A 16,286-nucleotide genomic window follows, 5' to 3' on the forward strand; every position below is an offset into this window, starting at 1 on the left:
TGCTATGCTAAAAACAACGGTCTCATTTCTTTTTATCTTTTCTATGGTTTTTCAAACCAGGGCTCAGTATACTGAGACCATTAATTCCAATAGACCGGGAGAATCCCAGGGTGCCTTTGCGGTTGGTAAAAATGTTCTCCAACTGGAAGCCGGCGCATATATGGGCAACGACAATCATTCTCTGTTTTATACAGACACCGACATTTTGGGCGCAAGCTATGGCCTGAGATTCGGGTTCCTGACAGAAATCCTGGAATTGAATTTTTTTGGGTCTTTTCAGCAGGAAAAATCTTTACTCTCCAGGGGGGTAATAGAAGAAGAGTACGAAAGAGCTAATTTTAAACAAAATACAATAGGTGCTAAATTCCTGCTTTTTGATCCACATCGAAGCTTAGAGGAAGATAAACCAAATTTATACAGCTGGAAGGCAAACCAAGGCTTTAAATGGAAAACACTTATTCCTGCTGTTTCGGTGTATGCGGGTGCAAATTTCTCCTGGTGGGATAACCCCTATATGTTCCAGGGGGAATCCGGAATTAGTCCAAAAGCAGCGATTATCACTCAAAATAATTGGGGACGCTGGGTTTTGGTAATCAATTTAATAGCAGACAAATTTACCGAAGAATTCCCTACCTATGCCGGTATAGTAACATTAACCCATGCAGTCACCCCAAAGTTCGCCGTGTTTGGGGAATATCAGGGTTTGATAAGCGATATTTATGCCGATGACCTCTTTAGGGGAGGCGCTGCCTACCTCTTTGGCAATGACTTCCAGTTGGATATATCAGCAATGGTGAATGTAAAAGACACTCCCTCCCGCTGGCAGGTTGCTGCAGGAATTTCCTATAGAATGGATATGCATAAAGACGAGGAGTATATCGAGGAAGAAGGAGAAAGCAGGTGGCGCTATGAAGAGGGAGAATTCATAGAAAAAGAACAAAATAATGAAATCGATCAAGGTAATTAATGAGAAAATTACCGGTAATAAAAAAGGTGACTACTTTAAGCAGCCACCTTTTTTATTACCGGATTTTTAAAAACCCCTTATTTTCTGGACATCGCAGCCTCAACAGAAGCTGATAATCTTTTGTAGGTACCGTTTTCAAGTCGCTCTCTAATGGCGGTAAAAGCTTCCAGGGTTTCTTCTATATCTTCAAGGGTATGACTGGCCGTTGGGATCATCCTTAACAGGATCATGCCTTTAGGAATGACCGGATAAACTACAATAGAGCAGAATACGCCATGGTTTTCTCTAAGGTCTTTTACAAGAGCCATAGCCTCAGGAATGCTTCCTTCAAGGTATACCGGGGTTACACAACTTTGAGTAGTTCCTATATCAAAGCCTCGTTCTTTTAGGCCATTTTGAAGGGCATTTACATTTTCCCAAAGCTTGTCTTTGAGTTCGGGCATAGTGCGCAGCATATCCAGACGTTTCAAGGCTCCAACCACAAGTTGCATTTGTAGAGACTTAGCGAACATCTGGGAACGCAGGTTATATTTTAAATAATCTATTATTTCTTTATCGGCAGCAATAAATGCACCTGTACTGGCCATAGCTTTAGCAAAAGTGGCAAAGTATACATCTATTTCGTCTTGTACACCTTGTTCTTCTCCAGCTCCAGCACCGGTTTTCCCCAGAGTTCCAAAACCGTGGGCGTCATCAACAAATAAGCGGAAATTATATTTTTTCTTCAGTTCAACTATTTCCTTGAGTCTTCCCTGCTCCCCACGCATTCCAAAAACACCTTCAGAAATGAGCAAAATCCCACCCCCGGTTTGCTCTGCTATTTTGGTGGCGCGTTGCAGGTTCTTTTCGATACTTTCCATATCGTTATGCTTGTAGGTAAAGCGCTGCCCAAGGTGCAGCCTTACCCCATCTATAATACAGGCGTGTGCATCTACATCGTATACAATAACATCAGATTTGGAAACAAGGGCATCGATGGTTGAAACCATTCCCTGATAACCAAAATTAAGAAGGTAGGCCGATTGTTTATGAACAAAAGAGGCCAGTTCATCCTGCAAACGCTCGTGCAGGCTGGTGTGCCCACTCATCATCCTGGCTCCCATGGGATATGCAGAACCATATTCGGCGGCAGCTTCAGCATCCACCTTCCTTACTTCAGGATGATTAGACAGTCCTAAATAATCGTTTATACTCCAGGTGATAACATCTTTTCCTCTAAACTTCATCCTATTGGAAATCGGGCCTTCCAGCTTAGGAAAAACAAAATAGCCTTCCGCTTGCTCCGCCCATTTCCCTAAAGGTCCTTTATCTTTATATATTTTATCAAATAAGTCTTTCATCGATATTTTTTTAACTAGCCGCAAAAATACTTAAAATAGAATCAACTGTACAAAGTTATTTTTTGACCATTATTTTTTATAAAAAACAAAGGCATCCCGTGCTCCGGGATGCCTTGATATTTTTGCTGTATGTAATCAAAATTTTACTTTATAAATTCTATTTCCTCGGCAGCGGCTTTATTTTGAGTATCAAAAAAGCCTTGCTCCTGCATCCAGGTATCGTTATAGATCTTACTCATATATCTGGAGCCGTGGTCAGGGAAGATAAGCACTACTTTACTGTTCTCATCAAACTCACCTTCCTGAGCAAGTTGCTTGAGTCCCTGCATTGCAGCACCGCTGGTATAACCTACAAACAATCCTTCGGTTTTTGCCAGTTCCCGGGCAGTATGAGCACTTTCTTCGTCGGTAACCTTCACAAATTTATCTATTGCATCAAAATCTGTAGCTGTTGGAATAAGGTTTTTACCAAGTCCTTCAATACGGTAAGGATAGATCTCTTCGGCATCAAATTCCCTGGTTTCATGGTACTTTTTAAGCACAGAACCATAGGCATCAATTCCAACAACTTTGATCTTAGGGTTTTGCTCTTTCAGGTAACGTGCGGTTCCTGAAATTGTTCCTCCTGTACCGCTACAAGCTATCAGGTGAGTGATTTCACCTTCTGTTTGTTTCCAAATCTCAGGACCCGTACTATTAAAATGAGCATCCATATTCAGCTCATTGAAGTACTGATTGATATACACCGAGCCTTTTATTTCCTGATGTAACCTTTTGGCAACTTCATAATAGGATCTGGGATCATCTGCCGCTACGTGAGCCGGGCAAACATAAACCTTAGCTCCCATGGTCTTCAGCATATCTATCTTATCATTAGAAGATTTTGAACTTACGGCCAAAATACATTCATAGCCTTTAATGATACTCACCATAGCAATACTAAAACCGGTGTTTCCGGAAGTAGTTTCAATAATGGTGTCACCAGGTTTTAGAATGCCTTTTCTTTCAGCTTCTTCGATAATATATAATGCGATACGATCTTTGGTGGAATGTCCCGGGTTGAAGGCTTCGACTTTAGCGAAAAAATCGCCTTTAATTCCTTTCGTGATTTTTTTAAGTTGAATGAGGGGCGTATTACCAATTAACTGCAATACGTTATCATAAACTTGCAATTCTTCTTTCATAAATGAAGTTCTTTACAAAATTAATTTACTGATTTTTCAAAAATTGAAAAAGTTCAGATTGCAAACCGGCCAAAGTTAAGGCAAATTTTTTAATTATTCAGTTATTCCTTCTAAATCCAACAGAAATGCATACTCTTCTGCGACTTCCTTCAAGGCTTCAAATCTTCCGGAAGCTCCGCCGTGGCCTGCCTCCATATTAGTGTGGAACAACAACTTATTATTATCTGTTTTTAGATCCCTCAATTTTGCAACCCATTTCGCCGGCTCCCAGTATTGCACCTGTGAATCGTGAAGACCCGTGGTCACCAACATATTAGGGTAGTCCTGTTCTGTGACATTATCATACGGGGAGTAAGACTTCATGTACTCATAATATTCTAAGTTATTAGGATTTCCCCATTCATCATATTCTCCGGTAGTAAGTGGAATACTATCATCCAACATTGTGGTCACGACATCCACAAATGGTACTGCGGCAATCACTCCATTATAAAGTTCTGGAGCCATATTCACCACTGCGCCCATCAATAGGCCGCCGGCAGAACCACCCATAGCGTAAAGATGTTCTTCTGAAGTATATTTTTCTTCGATTAAATATTTAGAAACATCAATAAAATCGGTAAAGGTGTTCATTTTTTTGAAGAGTTTACCCTCCTCATACCAGCTACGACCAAGGTACTCACCTCCTCTTATATGGGCAATAGCATAGATAAAGCCCCGGTCAAGCAGGCTTAACCTAACAGAAGAAAAGTAAGGATCTATTGTAGAGCCATAAGAACCATAAGCATACTGTAGCACAGGATTTTTCCCGTTTTTCTCCATTCCTTTCCTGTAAACCAAAGAAACCGGCACTTTTGTACCATCGGCAGCAGTGGCCCAGATCCTTTCGGAAGTATAATTATCTTTATCAAATTTCCCGCCTAATACTTCCTGTTCTTTTAGAACGGTCTTTTCCCCGGTTTTCATATTGAAATCTATCACCGAGGTAGGAGTGGTAAGCGAATTATAAGTATACCTTAAAATTTCTGTATCAAAGGATGGGTTTATAGAAGTATATGCTGTATAGGTTTCATTATCAAAAGGAATATAATATTCCTTATCTCCATCCCATCTGATAATTCTTATTTTATTGAGACCGTTATTGCGTTCACTAACCACGAGATACTCTTTAAAAATATCGATATCTTCAAGAAGGAAATCTTCCCGGTGTGGAATTACATCGGTCCAGTTTTTACTGGAAGTAGCATCTACCGGGGTTTTCATCAATTTAAAATTGGTCGCGTCATCTTTATTCGTCAGGATATAAAAATGATCTCCAAAATGAGATATGCTGTATTCCATACCGCGTTCCCGGTCATGGATAACTTTGAATTCCCCATTAGGATCGTCGGCTTTTAGAACCCGGTATTCCGTTGTCAAGGTACTGCCGGAACCAATAATTATATAATCCCAGGATTTTGACTTATAAACATACGTATTGAAGGTTTCATCCTCCTCTTCATAAACCAGCTCATCTTCTGAAGCATCGGTTCCTAAAACGTGTTTATATATCCTGTAAGACCTTAAAGTCTGGTCATCTTTCTTGGTGTAAAAAAGCGTTTTATTATCACTGGCCCAGGTAGAGCCTCCAGTGGTATTCTCTATTTTATCTGAAAGAATCTCTCCGGTTTCCAGATTTTTAACCTGAATGGTATATTTTCTTCGGCTTACGGTATCTACCCCAAATGCGACAAGTTTATTGTCCTCGCTCACATTGAGACCACCAAGACTGTAGTAATCATGACCTTCGGCCATATCATTAACATTGAACATCACCTCTTCAGGAGCATCAAGGCTATCTTTCTTGCGGGAATAAATAGGGTAATCATACCCTTTTTCAAAACGGGTTAAATACCAATAGTTATTTAATTTATAAGGCACCGATTTATCATCTTCCTTAATTCTCGATTTCATCTCCTCAAAAAGTTTCTCCTGAAACTCTTTGGTGTGAGCGGTCATTTGGTCATTATACTCATTTTCGCGCTTGAGATAGTCTATCACATCCGGATTTTCCCTGTTGTTCATCCAGTAATAATCATCTATCCTTACATCTCCATGAAATTCCAGTTTTTCGGCTATTTTTTTAGCTTTTGGAGGTAAAATTTCCTGTTTCAAATCACTATTGTTTTGGGCGGTGGCAAATGTAAGGCTTCCAAATAAAATAAATAATAATGTTTTCATATTAAGCTGTTAAGTGGGTAATTTAGTAAATTTGTCTGAAAAAAAATCAAAATCAGAATTTATGTTTGGAGATATGATGGGGATGATGAATAAAATCAAGGAGACCCAGGAAAAAGTTGAAGCAACTAAAGAGCGCCTTAAAACAGTTAGTTTTGAGGAGAAATCAAGCGATGGTTTATTGCAGGTTACTATTACCGCCGCCAGGGAAATTAAGAATATTAGTATTGCTGATGAATTACTGGAGGATAAGGAGCAACTGGAAGATTATCTTGTGCTTACTTTAAACAAGGCTATAGAACGTGCTTCTGCAATGCACGAAGCCGAACTCGCTGCTGTAGCGAAAGACGGTATGCCAGACATCCCCGGCCTGGATATGTTTAAGTAGATATTTTAAAAAAATGAAATATAAAGCCCCTGCTAATTTAGCAGGGGCTTCTTAAATTATAGTTCAATCTTTTCGAGAACGTTAAGAAATTTCCTATGCATCTCTTCTGAATAATCCAGGTGAGTGACAATTCTTAGTTTTCCCTGTCCCATATTACTTATGCGGATATTTTCCTCCTGAAGTTTCTTCATAAAATCCTCTTCCTTTGAAGCATCCCTTAGATAAAAGATCACGATATTGGTTTCTACTTTTTCCACAAGCTTCACATAATTCTGGTCATCAAGAGTTTCTCCAATTTCTGAAGCTCTTTTATGGTCTGTAGCCAATCGCTCTATATGGTTATCCAGCGCATAGACTCCTGCAGCCGCCATAAAACCTATCTGCCGCATTCCGCCACCAAGCACTTTTCGAACCCTCATTGCGCCCTTCATTAATTTCTTGTCACCAATAAGCACCGATCCCATAGGCGTCCCAAGCCCCTTTGACAAGCAAACCGAAATGCTGTCAAACAATTTCCCGTAATCTTTAGGGTCTTCATTTTTTGCTACCAGTGCATTAAAAAGTCGGGCCCCATCTAAATGAAGTCCTAAACCATGCTTGTTACAAAGCTTACGAATCTCCTTGATCTCTTTAAGGTCGTAACAGGCACCGCCACCTTTATTGGTTGTGTTTTCTAAACAAACCAGACTTGTTAACGGACTATGGTAAAAATCGGGCGGATTAATATTTTCTTCTATCTGTGCCGCTGTTATCATGCCACGCTCTCCGTCAACAAGTTTACAGGAAACACCACTATTAAAAGATGCCCCACCACCTTCATAATTAAAGACATGGGCCCATTTATCACAAATTAACTGCTCTGCAGGTTGGGTATGTAATTTTATTGCCGCCTGATTGGCCATACTCCCGGTAGGGAAAAATAAAGCTTCATCCATCCCAAACATTTTTGCCAGCTTTTCTTCAAGGGCATTAACCGTTGGATCTTCCTTATAAACATCATCTCCAACTTCAGCAGCCATTATCGCTTTTAGCATCCCGCTGGTTGGTCTTGTAACCGTGTCACTTCTTAGATCAATTTCTTTCATAATTAATTCTTTGCTTATTCCGCGAAAGCGAAAATCTTATTATTTATTCAATCAACTTTCATTATTAAAACACCGAAAACTCCCAATAGGGCTTCCATCGGGAATTTTAGGCGTTGTCCCCTCAATTTTAAAATCTTTTGGGTTTTCTTTAAATTGCTTAATATCCCGGAGCATTTGTTTTTCTATAGCTGCTCCCCGCCCGGACAGCCAACTTTCCAGATCATCTATTGCTGAATTTGTAATAGCTTTTACTTGTGGAGTAGCCTTTTTATTCACTGCTAATGCGAGCAAATGTTCAAAGACAGTATAATTCACCGCCTCTTGTACGGCTTTAAGATAATTATCCCGATACGATGATTTAATAGTTCCGGAAATAAGCTCTTCCAGTACCTCCTGTAATCCCAGTTGATTTTTATTCACTGCATTTTGCTGAACCAGCCTGGCGGCCCTTTCAGGGTGTAATAAAAGGCTCAGGCTCATTTCGGCCGCAGTAACCGGTGCCCCTAAAACATCAAAAGCGATTCCTGTATTGCTCTTAAAGGATTCCCGGCTTCGGTTAAAACCAAAAGCACGTGGTGGAAAAAGACCTAGTTTAGACGCCGGGATACTAAGAGTCTCTGCTTCAAGCGTAGTTAAAATTCCTTCAAGGGCTTTTTTCTGAACATCAGCATTCAAGCTCTCCCATATTTTCTCATTCCCTCCTTTAACAGCATAATTATAATCCATGCCCCCAATCAGTTTCACTGCAGCTTCAGTTTGATATCTGTGAAAGAAGTATAATGGTACAAATACATCTTCCAGAACCGAATACGGCTCATCGGTGCGAATATTATCTTCAGAAAAATTTTCAATAGCTTTTTTTCTAATTTCTAAAACCTTTTCCAGCTCTACTATCGCATCCTCACCATTATCCCATAAATGAGCTTTTACATGAGCTCCACCCTGTGCCCGGGCATCGGAATCAGAAATAAACTGGATACCTTTGTTATGGGCTTCAGCAATAACCGAATTCAGGAATTCCCTTTCTGAGGTGTTCTCAGGAATATCGGCATAAGAATATTTTACAGTGAGCTTATCCCATTCTCCCATTCCTGTGGCATAAGCATTGCTGAAATCAATTTCTCCATTTTTTAAACTGAATTGGGGATGCGGGTAATCCATAACCGAGCTTCTTCCTGATGCGCTGGCCGAAAAATTATGAGTGAAACCCAGTGTATGTCCAATCTCGTGGGCCGAGAGCTGACGAATCCTGGCCAGGGCCAATTCCATCATCTTTTCATGATTCTGGTCGTCTTCAGCAAAAGGCCTGTTCATAAGGGCCTGAGCAATCATAAAATCCTGGCGAATGCGTAAACTTCCCAGGCTCACATGGCCTTTAATAATCTCTCCCGTTCTGGGATCTACCACGCTGGCACCATAGCTCCAACCACGGGTAGATCTATGCACCCACTGAATTACATTATAACGAACATCCAGGGGATCGGCATCTTCAGGCAGCATTTTAACCTGAAAGGCATTTTTATATCCTATTTCTTCAAAAGCTTCATTCCACCATTTTCCGCCCTCTAACAAGGCTGATCTAACAGGCTCCGGGGTTCCGGGATCCAGGTAATAAACAATAGGTTTTTCAGCCTCGCTAATCTCTACCAGTGGGTCCTTCTTTTTAAGTCGGTGTCTTATGGCAAAGCGTTTCTCAATGGGCTCATAAACAGGACTGGCATAATCAAGATAAGATATATATATAGCTCCGCTTCTGGGATCAAATATCCTTTTCTCATATTCTTCGTCGGGAAGTTTTACAAAAGAGTAATGCTGCACCACACTTATATTCTTTGTATCGGGAACCACCCTTTGCAGGGTTCTCCCCTTAGGTTCTCCTTCAAAAGTAAGCAGGGCTTCAAATTCCACATTTTCAGGAAAAGATCTGGTGCGTTTCATAGAAAGTGCACTTTTACTTTTGTCGAGCTTATAGGTGCCATACTCTCCTTTTTTTAATCGCTCTGTAACCCCGAAAGAATCCTTAATTAAAAAAGGAGTGAAATCAATTATATAAACCCCATCCTTTTCTTCTTTAATTTCAAAGCCGAACAACACCGATTGTGCAAAGGCCTGTTCCACACTATTTCTTTCAAACGAATTTTCGGTTTCTGCGCGGTATTTTTGATTAGGCTGGATAAGCAGAAGTTTATTCCCTGCCTTAGCAAATTTAACCACTACACCATCTCCCAGTTTCCCCCGGTCCAGGCCTATATCGTTAGAGCCAATTCCGCTGGTAAGAAAGTGAGTATATAAAAATTCGGTGTTCAGCTTATCTACTTCCAGATAAATTTCATCTTCCTTCTCATTATAATGAAAATCGAAAAAGCCTTCATAAGATTTTAAATTTTCTTTCTCTGATAAAAACTGCGCAATGCCAAATTGTGAAATACTGAGAAACAACAAAGTAATGAAAAGTCGATGCATAGGCTTGAATTTTTAGAAATCTAAAACTATAAAATTATCGTTAAATACTTTCCTGTAGCTGCCTTTAATTCTATTTTTACACCAAAATTACTACTACATGATCTCAACAGAACAGGTTAAAGATCTTAGAGAGCGCCTTGGTGCGTTAAGGAGGTATCTTTGACATTGATGCCAAGCAAATAGAAATCACAAATCTTGAAGAAAAAACCTTTGCCCCCGATTTTTGGAACGATCCAAAAAAGGCTGAGCTTCTTATGCAGGAACTCAATGCCGAAAAAAAATGGGTGAAGGACTATGAACGCGCTGAAACCTTGGTTGACGATCTCGAGGTACTCTATGAGTTCTACCAGGAAGATGAAGCTGATGCTAAGGATGTTGAGGAAAAAACCTCCCAGGCAATAGACCTGATTGAAGACCTTGAGTTTAAAAACATGCTGTCTGAAGAGGGAGACAAACTGAGCGCGGTACTGCAAATCACTGCTGGCGCCGGAGGTACCGAAAGCTGCGACTGGGCACAGATGCTGATGCGCATGTACTTAATGTGGGCCGAAAAACGTGGCTATAAGATCAAAGAACTAAACTATCAGGCAGGAGATGTGGCCGGAATAAAAACAGTCACTTTAGAAATTGAAGGTGAGTACGCCTTTGGTTGGTTAAAAGGAGAGAACGGTGTCCACAGGTTGGTGCGTATTTCCCCGTTTGATAGTAATGCCAAACGCCACACTTCTTTTGCGTCAGTTTATGTTTATCCGCTGGCTGATGAAAGCATTGAGATAGATATCAACCCGTCCGATATATCCTGGGAAACCATGCGATCATCAGGGGCCGGGGGGCAAAATGTAAACAAAGTAGAAACGGCTGTAAGACTGCGCCACGCCCCCACCGGAATTGTTGTTGAAAATTCTGAAACCCGCTCCCAGCTGGAAAACAAAACCAAAGCAATGCAGCTTTTAAAGAGCCAGTTATATGAAATTGAACTTCAGAAACAACAGGAGCAAAGAAGGGAGATTGAAGACTCAAAGATGAAGATAGAATGGGGCTCACAGATAAGAAATTATGTAATGCACCCCTATAAACTGGTTAAAGATGTTAGAACCGGAGAAGAAACCGGGAATGTAGACGATGTTATGAACGGAGGAATCAACGCTTTTCTCAAGGCTTACCTAATGATGATGGGACAACGGAACGAAGATTGATAGAAATGCGGGAGCTGTTTTAATTTTAAAATTAAATGCTTATTTTAATATCAGAAAATTAAGTTATAATGATTACAATTTATCACAATACCAGATGTAAGAAATCCCGTGAAGGCCTTCAAAAAGTAGAGGCTTCAGGAAAAGAATATAAAATAAGGGAATATTTAAAAGATGAACTATCAGAAGCCGAACTTAAAGCTCTTTTAGAAAAGATGAACATCGCCCCTATTCAGCTGGTTAGGAAAAATGAAAAAGTTTGGAAAGAAAATTATAAGAATAAGGATCTAAGCGATATGGAGTTAATCACTGTAATGGCGAAAAACCCTAAACTTATTGAGAGACCCATCGTAGAGACTGAAAAAGAGGCAGTTATAGGCCGTCCTCTCGAAGAGATCGACAAGTTGCTTTAGATAAGTACCAATTACTAAGTATAAACCGACCTGAAATGAAAACACAAGAAAGAATTGCAATTATTGGTGTTGCCGGATTACTGGTAGCCGGTTTTGTGTATTCACAAATCTATATTCATAAAAAAAACAGAGAGGAATTAGAAGATATAGCCCGGGAACTCGCCTACACCTGGAAACAGGAACTAAACCTGGATCATGAGCAAACTTTATTAATGGAAGATGTAATTATCGCTTATACCATTAGAAAAAACGAAGTACTCAACTCGAGTTTAAATGAAGATTCGCTTATTAGAAGACTTCAGGCAATTCAGCGCAACGAACATAAGAAACTCAGTAAGTTCTTAACCGACGAGCAATTTGAAAAATATATCATAGTCAATAAAAATTTAACTCAAAAAGCTTAGAAACTAATTGCCAGCCTTTAAGGATAAAGTTCATTTAGTTTAAATGTCAGAAAGCTTGTTTAACGCAAGTTTAACCCGTGTTTTATTAAACCATTTGGAGATTCAAAAGTCATAGAATAAAAATTTTATATGACCTCCAAAAATCTAATGTTCCTATCAGCGCTTTTATTATTTTTAAGCCTGAGTCTCCAGGGCTATTCTCAACGAAATTCTAAACATACAATTTCCGGGACCGTTATTGATAACGACCTGGAAGTTCCTTTGGAATATGCAACCATCTCTATTATTAACACCAACGATCCTTCGGACATTAACGGGGGCATAACCGATGTTGATGGAAAATTCTCGGTTAATGTAGCTAAAGGCACTTATAATATTATTGTGGAATTTATTTCATATGAGCCCAAACGTTTCAATAATCGTAAGATAGACTCAGATCTGAATTTGGGCACAATACAATTAGGAGTCTCCTCCTCCAGTCTGGATGAAGTGGTGGTTCGCGCTGAAACTACCCAGGTAGATGTTAGGTTGGATAAGAAGGTATATAATATTGGCAAAGACCTCACCACAGCCGGAGGTACTGTGAGCGATGCTCTCAATAATGTGCCTTCGGTAACCGTAGATATAGATGGGGGCATAAGTTTAAGAGGAAATGAGAACGTAAGAATTCTTATTAATGGTAAGCCATCGGCGATGGCCGGTTTTGGTGATACCAACGTTCTTAACCAGTTACCTGCCGATGCGATTGAACGGGTCGAAGTAATTACTTCTCCTTCTGCCCGGTATGATGCTGAAGGAACCGCAGGTATTTTGAATATAATACTAAGACAAAAAGAAACTTTAGGCTTTAACGGATCCCTAAGTTTGAATGCAGGGACCCCCGCAAATGCCGGTATTTCGGCAAATGTTAACTACCGTACTGAAAAATTCAACCTCTTTACTACTACAGGTTTCAGGTATTTTGATGCTCCAGGTGGAGGTTTCTTTGATACCAGGTATAATGAAAACAGCATGGTAGAATTTGACAGGATTGTGGAAGACCGTAACATAGAAAGGCTCAATCGAAATTTCAATACCAATATTGGAATGGAGTATTTCCTTACGGAAAACTCCTCGATTACCGGTAGTGTTTTTTACCGCTACGGAGAAGACGAAGATCTAACCACCAATGTTACTGACAACTACATCAATAGCAACCAGGTTTTAGGGACAACCCGTAAAGAAAAACAAACCGAAAATGATGACAGCTGGCAGTTTGCCTTAAATTATATAAATAATTTTGATAATAAGGGCCATAAGCTAACCGCCGATTTCCAATTTGAAACAGATAAAGAAACTCAATTCACTAGCATTGGTGAAAAAGAAGATTACAATACTGAAAACCGGGAACTTCAATTAATTGGAGAGGATATCAACACCACCGAAGACCAGACAGAATACCTTATCCAGGCAGATTATGTTCGTCCATTTGGGGAAGATTCGCAATTCGAGGCAGGTTACCGCGGAAACTTTGAAAATGAAATCACCGATTACAGACTTTTCCAGGAAAATCCGGAAACCGGAAACTTAGAACTCAATGAAAGCCTTACCAATGTATTCGATTATACCGAAAATGTAAATGCCCTTTATACTCAATACGGATCTAAATTCGGGCAGTTTTCCTTTCTGCTTGGGTTAAGATTAGAAAACACTCAGCTAAAAGGAAAGATTGATAGCGAACTTACAGATACTGAGTTAGAAGAAGTTTTTGGCTTCCCAATTGATACCGATTTTGACAATAATTATTTAGGCCTGTTTCCTACCGTGAACTTTATCTATGAATTGGCAGAAGAGGAAAATATTACCTTGGGTTATAACAGGAGAATTAACCGCCCAAGGGGTTGGTTTATCAATCCTTTTCCTTCCCGAAGCAGTAATAACAACGTATTCCAGGGAAATCCCAATTTGGAACCAGCCTATTCCAATGCGTTTGACCTTGGTTACCTGAAAAGATGGAAGAAATTAACGCTAACATCTTCTGTCTATTACCAACACGAAACCGAATCATTTGAGAGGATAGAAGAAAATATTCCAGGCACTAATGTGATAAGAACAATTCCTGTTAACCTTGCCAGCAATAAAAGAACCGGAGCCGAATTAGGATTGCTTTATAATCCTGCCAAGTGGCTAAGATTAAACGGGAGTTTCAACTTTTTCAAGTTTGAAACAGAGGGCGAATTCAACGGCAGGGATTACGGAGCAGAAAATACCAGCTGGTTTGCACGTTTTAGCTCTAAAGTTAGTTTACCGGTCAAAATTGATTGGCAAACTAATGCATTTTATCGTGGCGCCGCCGATGGTATACAAGGAAGAAGAGAAGGATATCTTTCTATAGATCTCGCCCTTAGCAAAGATATTTTCAATGAAAACGCCACACTATCTTTCAATGTACGTGACCTGCTGAATTCCCGAAAACGCGAATCCTATACTTCTACTGATACTTATGACAGGTATAGTGAGTTTCAGTGGAGACAGGGCCAAAACTTTACAGTTTCATTAATTTACAGATTTAATCAGCAAAAAAGGGAACAGCAAAGACAAAGAAACGGAAATAATGGAGATATGGATGAAGGAGATTTTGAAGGATAACCCCTAAAGAGCAGGCACAAAAAAAGGGACTAAAGTTAGTCCCTTTTTTTATGCTTTTTCTTCTTTAGCTTTTCTCCTGGCCTCTTTTTTCTCTTTAAGCAATTCCATAACCGAACCACCTATCCAGTAAGGCACAATAGCCGTTAAAAAGATCATTAACCAGAATCCAATCGTTAAAATAACAAGGAAAGCCAAGAAACCGAGGTACTGATCGAATTCGAACATAATTTTCAAAAATTTTTGAGTCGGCTTCAAAGATATGAACTCTGTTGACTAATTCATAAATAAAATTCAAATTTTAGGTCTCATAGGCATTTTGAATGATTTTTCCGCATAAATTTTCCCGTAATTTAGGCTAAAGAAAGCGTCGAACTTGTAAATTTGTAATGAACTAATTTTACAAATTATGGAATACAGAATAGAAAAAGATACAATAGGAGAAGTTAAAGTTCCGGCTGATAAACTTTGGGGAGCGCAAACCGAACGCTCCAGAAACAATTTCAAAATAGGTCCGGCGGCAAGTATGCCACTGGAAATTATTTATGGATTTGCCTATCTTAAAAAAGCTGCTGCTTACACAAACTGTGAATTGGGAGCGCTACCCGTAGAAAAAAGAGACTACATCGCACAGGTATGTGATGAGATTCTTGCCGGAAAACACGACGACCAGTTCCCGCTGGTGATCTGGCAAACCGGAAGTGGTACTCAAAGCAATATGAACCTTAACGAGGTGATCGCTCATCGGGCGCATCAGTTAGCCGGAAAAACAATTGGAGAAGGAGAAAAAACCCTTTCCCCAAACGACGATGTTAATAAATCGCAATCTTCTAACGATACCTTCCCTACCGGAATGCACATTGCAGCTTATAAAAAAATAACTCAAACAAGCCTTCCGGGAGTCAAGAAATTAAGGGACACGCTTAAAAAGAAATCTGAAGAATTTAAAAATGTGGTAAAAATTGGTCGAACCCACTTTATGGATGCCACTCCCCTCACCCTGGGACAGGAATTCAGCGGTTACGCGGCTCAATTGGATTATGGCATAAAAGCTCTTGAAAACACCTTACCACACCTTTCTGAACTCGCCCTGGGCGGGACCGCCGTTGGAACAGGTCTTAATACTCCTAAAGGATATTCAAAAAGAGTGGCCGAATTTATCGCGAAATTCACAGAGCTTCCCTTTACCTCTGCACCTAATAAATTTGAAGCGTTGGCAGCACACGATGCTTTTGTGGAAACACACGGGGCTTTAAAACAACTTGCCGTTTCGCTTAACAAGATTGCTAACGACATTAGAATGCTCGCCTCGGGACCACGCAGTGGAATTGGAGAAATAACCATTCCTGCCAATGAACCCGGCTCTTCCATTATGCCCGGAAAAGTAAACCCTACTCAGGTTGAAGCCTTAACCATGGTATGTGCTCAGGTTATTGGAAATGATATGGCAATAAGCGTTGGAGGAATGCAGGGCCAGTTTGAACTGAATGTATTTAAGCCTGTAATGGCAGCCAATCTGCTTCAAAGTGCACAGCTTTTAGGTGATGCCTGTTTATCTTTCAACGATAATTGCGCCGTAGGTATTGAAGCTAATACTCCACGAATCAATGAACATTTGAATAATTCCCTGATGCTGGTAACCGCTCTTAATACTAAAATCGGGTATTACAAGGCAGCAGAGATAGCAAATGAAGCTCATAAAAATGGCACTACCTTAAAAGAAGAGGCCATTAAATTAGGTCACGTAACCGCCGAACAATTTGATGAGTGGGTACAGCCTAAAGATATGGTTGGAGGTTTGAAATAAACCTTTTGCGTTTGAAATAAAAAATCCTGCCGTTGAGCAGGATTTTTTTATTTTTTAGAAATGTCCCGTCCTGAAATAGCGATACACTAAAACAGTAGTGTAATGAAAAGATCAACAAAGACTGGGTATATAAAGCGTACCCAAAAAGATTATTCTATTTCTTTTAAACTTCAAGTTGTCCAGGAAATTGAGTCCGGAGC

The 16,286-nt window shown here is 39.9% G+C and carries 13 protein-coding genes; 7 read left to right on the forward strand and 6 right to left on the reverse strand.

The features are described from left to right. Positions 1 to 4: 4 nt before the first annotated feature. Positions 5 to 967 carry a transporter gene (locus tag VIM94_RS01370; protein WP_332037499.1) on the forward strand — a complete coding sequence of 321 codons (963 nt, stop codon included), beginning with the start codon at positions 5 to 7 and terminating at the stop codon, positions 965 to 967. A gap of 77 nt (positions 968 to 1,044) precedes the next feature. Here the strand turns inward: VIM94_RS01370 and VIM94_RS01375 are convergent, their stop codons facing one another. The 3 genes from VIM94_RS01375 to VIM94_RS01385 form a co-directional block, all read right to left on the reverse strand. Beyond that, complete coding sequence (locus tag VIM94_RS01375; RefSeq protein WP_332037500.1) at positions 1,045 to 2,307, reverse strand: aminotransferase class I/II-fold pyridoxal phosphate-dependent enzyme; 1,263 nt, start codon at positions 2,305 to 2,307, stop codon at positions 1,045 to 1,047. A 143-nt stretch (positions 2,308 to 2,450) separates the two neighbouring features. Beyond that, positions 2,451 to 3,491, reverse strand: coding sequence for a cysteine synthase family protein (locus VIM94_RS01380; protein ID WP_332037501.1), 1,041 nt, complete (start codon positions 3,489 to 3,491; stop codon positions 2,451 to 2,453). 93 nt (positions 3,492 to 3,584) lie between these two features. Next, positions 3,585 to 5,711: a S9 family peptidase gene (locus VIM94_RS01385; protein ID WP_332037502.1), complete on the reverse strand. Its 2,127-nt coding sequence runs from the start codon at positions 5,709 to 5,711 to the stop codon at positions 3,585 to 3,587. Between the two features lie 61 nt (positions 5,712 to 5,772). Between VIM94_RS01385 and VIM94_RS01390 the strand changes: the two genes are divergently transcribed. Further along, positions 5,773 to 6,096, forward strand: a complete 324-nt coding sequence (locus tag VIM94_RS01390; protein ID WP_332037510.1) for a YbaB/EbfC family nucleoid-associated protein — start codon at positions 5,773 to 5,775, stop codon at positions 6,094 to 6,096. Between the two features lie 56 nt (positions 6,097 to 6,152). Here VIM94_RS01390 and VIM94_RS01395 read toward each other — a convergent pair whose 3' ends face one another. Further along, entirely contained in the window at positions 6,153 to 7,181 is a 1,029-nt protein-coding gene (locus tag VIM94_RS01395; RefSeq protein WP_332037503.1) for a GntG family PLP-dependent aldolase, read from the reverse strand. Between the two features lie 51 nt (positions 7,182 to 7,232). Further along, entirely contained in the window at positions 7,233 to 9,644 is a 2,412-nt protein-coding gene (locus tag VIM94_RS01400; RefSeq protein WP_332037504.1) for a zinc-dependent metalloprotease, read from the reverse strand. A 97-nt stretch (positions 9,645 to 9,741) separates the two neighbouring features. Here VIM94_RS01400 and prfB point away from each other — a divergent pair. The 4 genes from prfB to VIM94_RS01420 all read left to right on the forward strand — a co-directional run bounded on the left by prfB (position 9,742) and on the right by VIM94_RS01420 (position 14,282). Continuing rightward, positions 9,742 to 10,840, forward strand: a protein-coding gene (gene prfB, locus VIM94_RS01405; protein WP_332037505.1) for a peptide chain release factor 2 whose coding sequence is annotated in 2 segments (ribosomal slippage) — positions 9,742 to 9,804 and positions 9,806 to 10,840 — 1,098 coding nt in all. Because the reading frame shifts where the segments join, the coding sequence is not laid out codon by codon here. Positions 10,841 to 10,908: 68 nt separating this feature from the next. Beyond that, complete coding sequence (gene arsC / locus VIM94_RS01410; RefSeq protein WP_332037506.1) at positions 10,909 to 11,250, forward strand: arsenate reductase (glutaredoxin); 342 nt, start codon at positions 10,909 to 10,911, stop codon at positions 11,248 to 11,250. Between the two features lie 35 nt (positions 11,251 to 11,285). Further along, entirely contained in the window at positions 11,286 to 11,654 is a 369-nt protein-coding gene (locus VIM94_RS01415; RefSeq protein WP_332037507.1) for a hypothetical protein, read from the forward strand. Between the two features lie 129 nt (positions 11,655 to 11,783). Further along, the gene (locus VIM94_RS01420) at positions 11,784 to 14,282 is read left to right on the forward strand and encodes a TonB-dependent receptor domain-containing protein (RefSeq protein WP_332037508.1); all 2,499 of its coding nucleotides are present in this window, start codon (positions 11,784 to 11,786) and stop codon (positions 14,280 to 14,282) included. 48 nt (positions 14,283 to 14,330) lie between these two features. On the opposite strand, the gene VIM94_RS01425 is transcribed toward VIM94_RS01420, so the two are convergent. Beyond that, on the reverse strand, positions 14,331 to 14,507 hold the full coding sequence (locus VIM94_RS01425; RefSeq protein ID WP_198536999.1) for a hypothetical protein: 177 nt from the start codon (positions 14,505 to 14,507) through the stop codon (positions 14,331 to 14,333). Between the two features lie 181 nt (positions 14,508 to 14,688). Between VIM94_RS01425 and fumC the strand changes: the two genes are divergently transcribed. Then, positions 14,689 to 16,086 carry a class II fumarate hydratase gene (gene fumC, locus VIM94_RS01430; RefSeq protein ID WP_332037509.1) on the forward strand — a complete coding sequence of 466 codons (1,398 nt, stop codon included), beginning with the start codon at positions 14,689 to 14,691 and terminating at the stop codon, positions 16,084 to 16,086. Positions 16,087 to 16,286: the final 200 nt, after the last annotated feature.

The organism is Salegentibacter sp. (assembly GCF_036568425.1).
Taxonomy (GTDB): domain Bacteria; phylum Bacteroidota; class Bacteroidia; order Flavobacteriales; family Flavobacteriaceae; genus Salegentibacter.

Coding starts and splice junctions, on each gene's coding strand:
- VIM94_RS01370 (WP_332037499.1), top strand. CDS start 5: ATGCTAAAAACAACGGTCTCATTTCTTTTTATCTTTTCTATGGTTTTT.
- VIM94_RS01375 (WP_332037500.1), bottom strand. CDS start 2,307: ATGAAAGACTTATTTGATAAAATATATAAAGATAAAGGACCTTTAGGG.
- VIM94_RS01380 (WP_332037501.1), bottom strand. CDS start 3,491: ATGAAAGAAGAATTGCAAGTTTATGATAACGTATTGCAGTTAATTGGT.
- VIM94_RS01385 (WP_332037502.1), bottom strand. CDS start 5,711: ATGAAAACATTATTATTTATTTTATTTGGAAGCCTTACATTTGCCACC.
- VIM94_RS01390 (WP_332037510.1), top strand. CDS start 5,773: ATGTTTGGAGATATGATGGGGATGATGAATAAAATCAAGGAGACCCAG.
- VIM94_RS01395 (WP_332037503.1), bottom strand. CDS start 7,181: ATGAAAGAAATTGATCTAAGAAGTGACACGGTTACAAGACCAACCAGC.
- VIM94_RS01400 (WP_332037504.1), bottom strand. CDS start 9,644: ATGCATCGACTTTTCATTACTTTGTTGTTTCTCAGTATTTCACAATTT.
- arsC (WP_332037506.1), top strand. CDS start 10,909: ATGATTACAATTTATCACAATACCAGATGTAAGAAATCCCGTGAAGGC.
- VIM94_RS01415 (WP_332037507.1), top strand. CDS start 11,286: ATGAAAACACAAGAAAGAATTGCAATTATTGGTGTTGCCGGATTACTG.
- VIM94_RS01420 (WP_332037508.1), top strand. CDS start 11,784: ATGACCTCCAAAAATCTAATGTTCCTATCAGCGCTTTTATTATTTTTA.
- VIM94_RS01425 (WP_198536999.1), bottom strand. CDS start 14,507: ATGTTCGAATTCGATCAGTACCTCGGTTTCTTGGCTTTCCTTGTTATT.
- fumC (WP_332037509.1), top strand. CDS start 14,689: ATGGAATACAGAATAGAAAAAGATACAATAGGAGAAGTTAAAGTTCCG.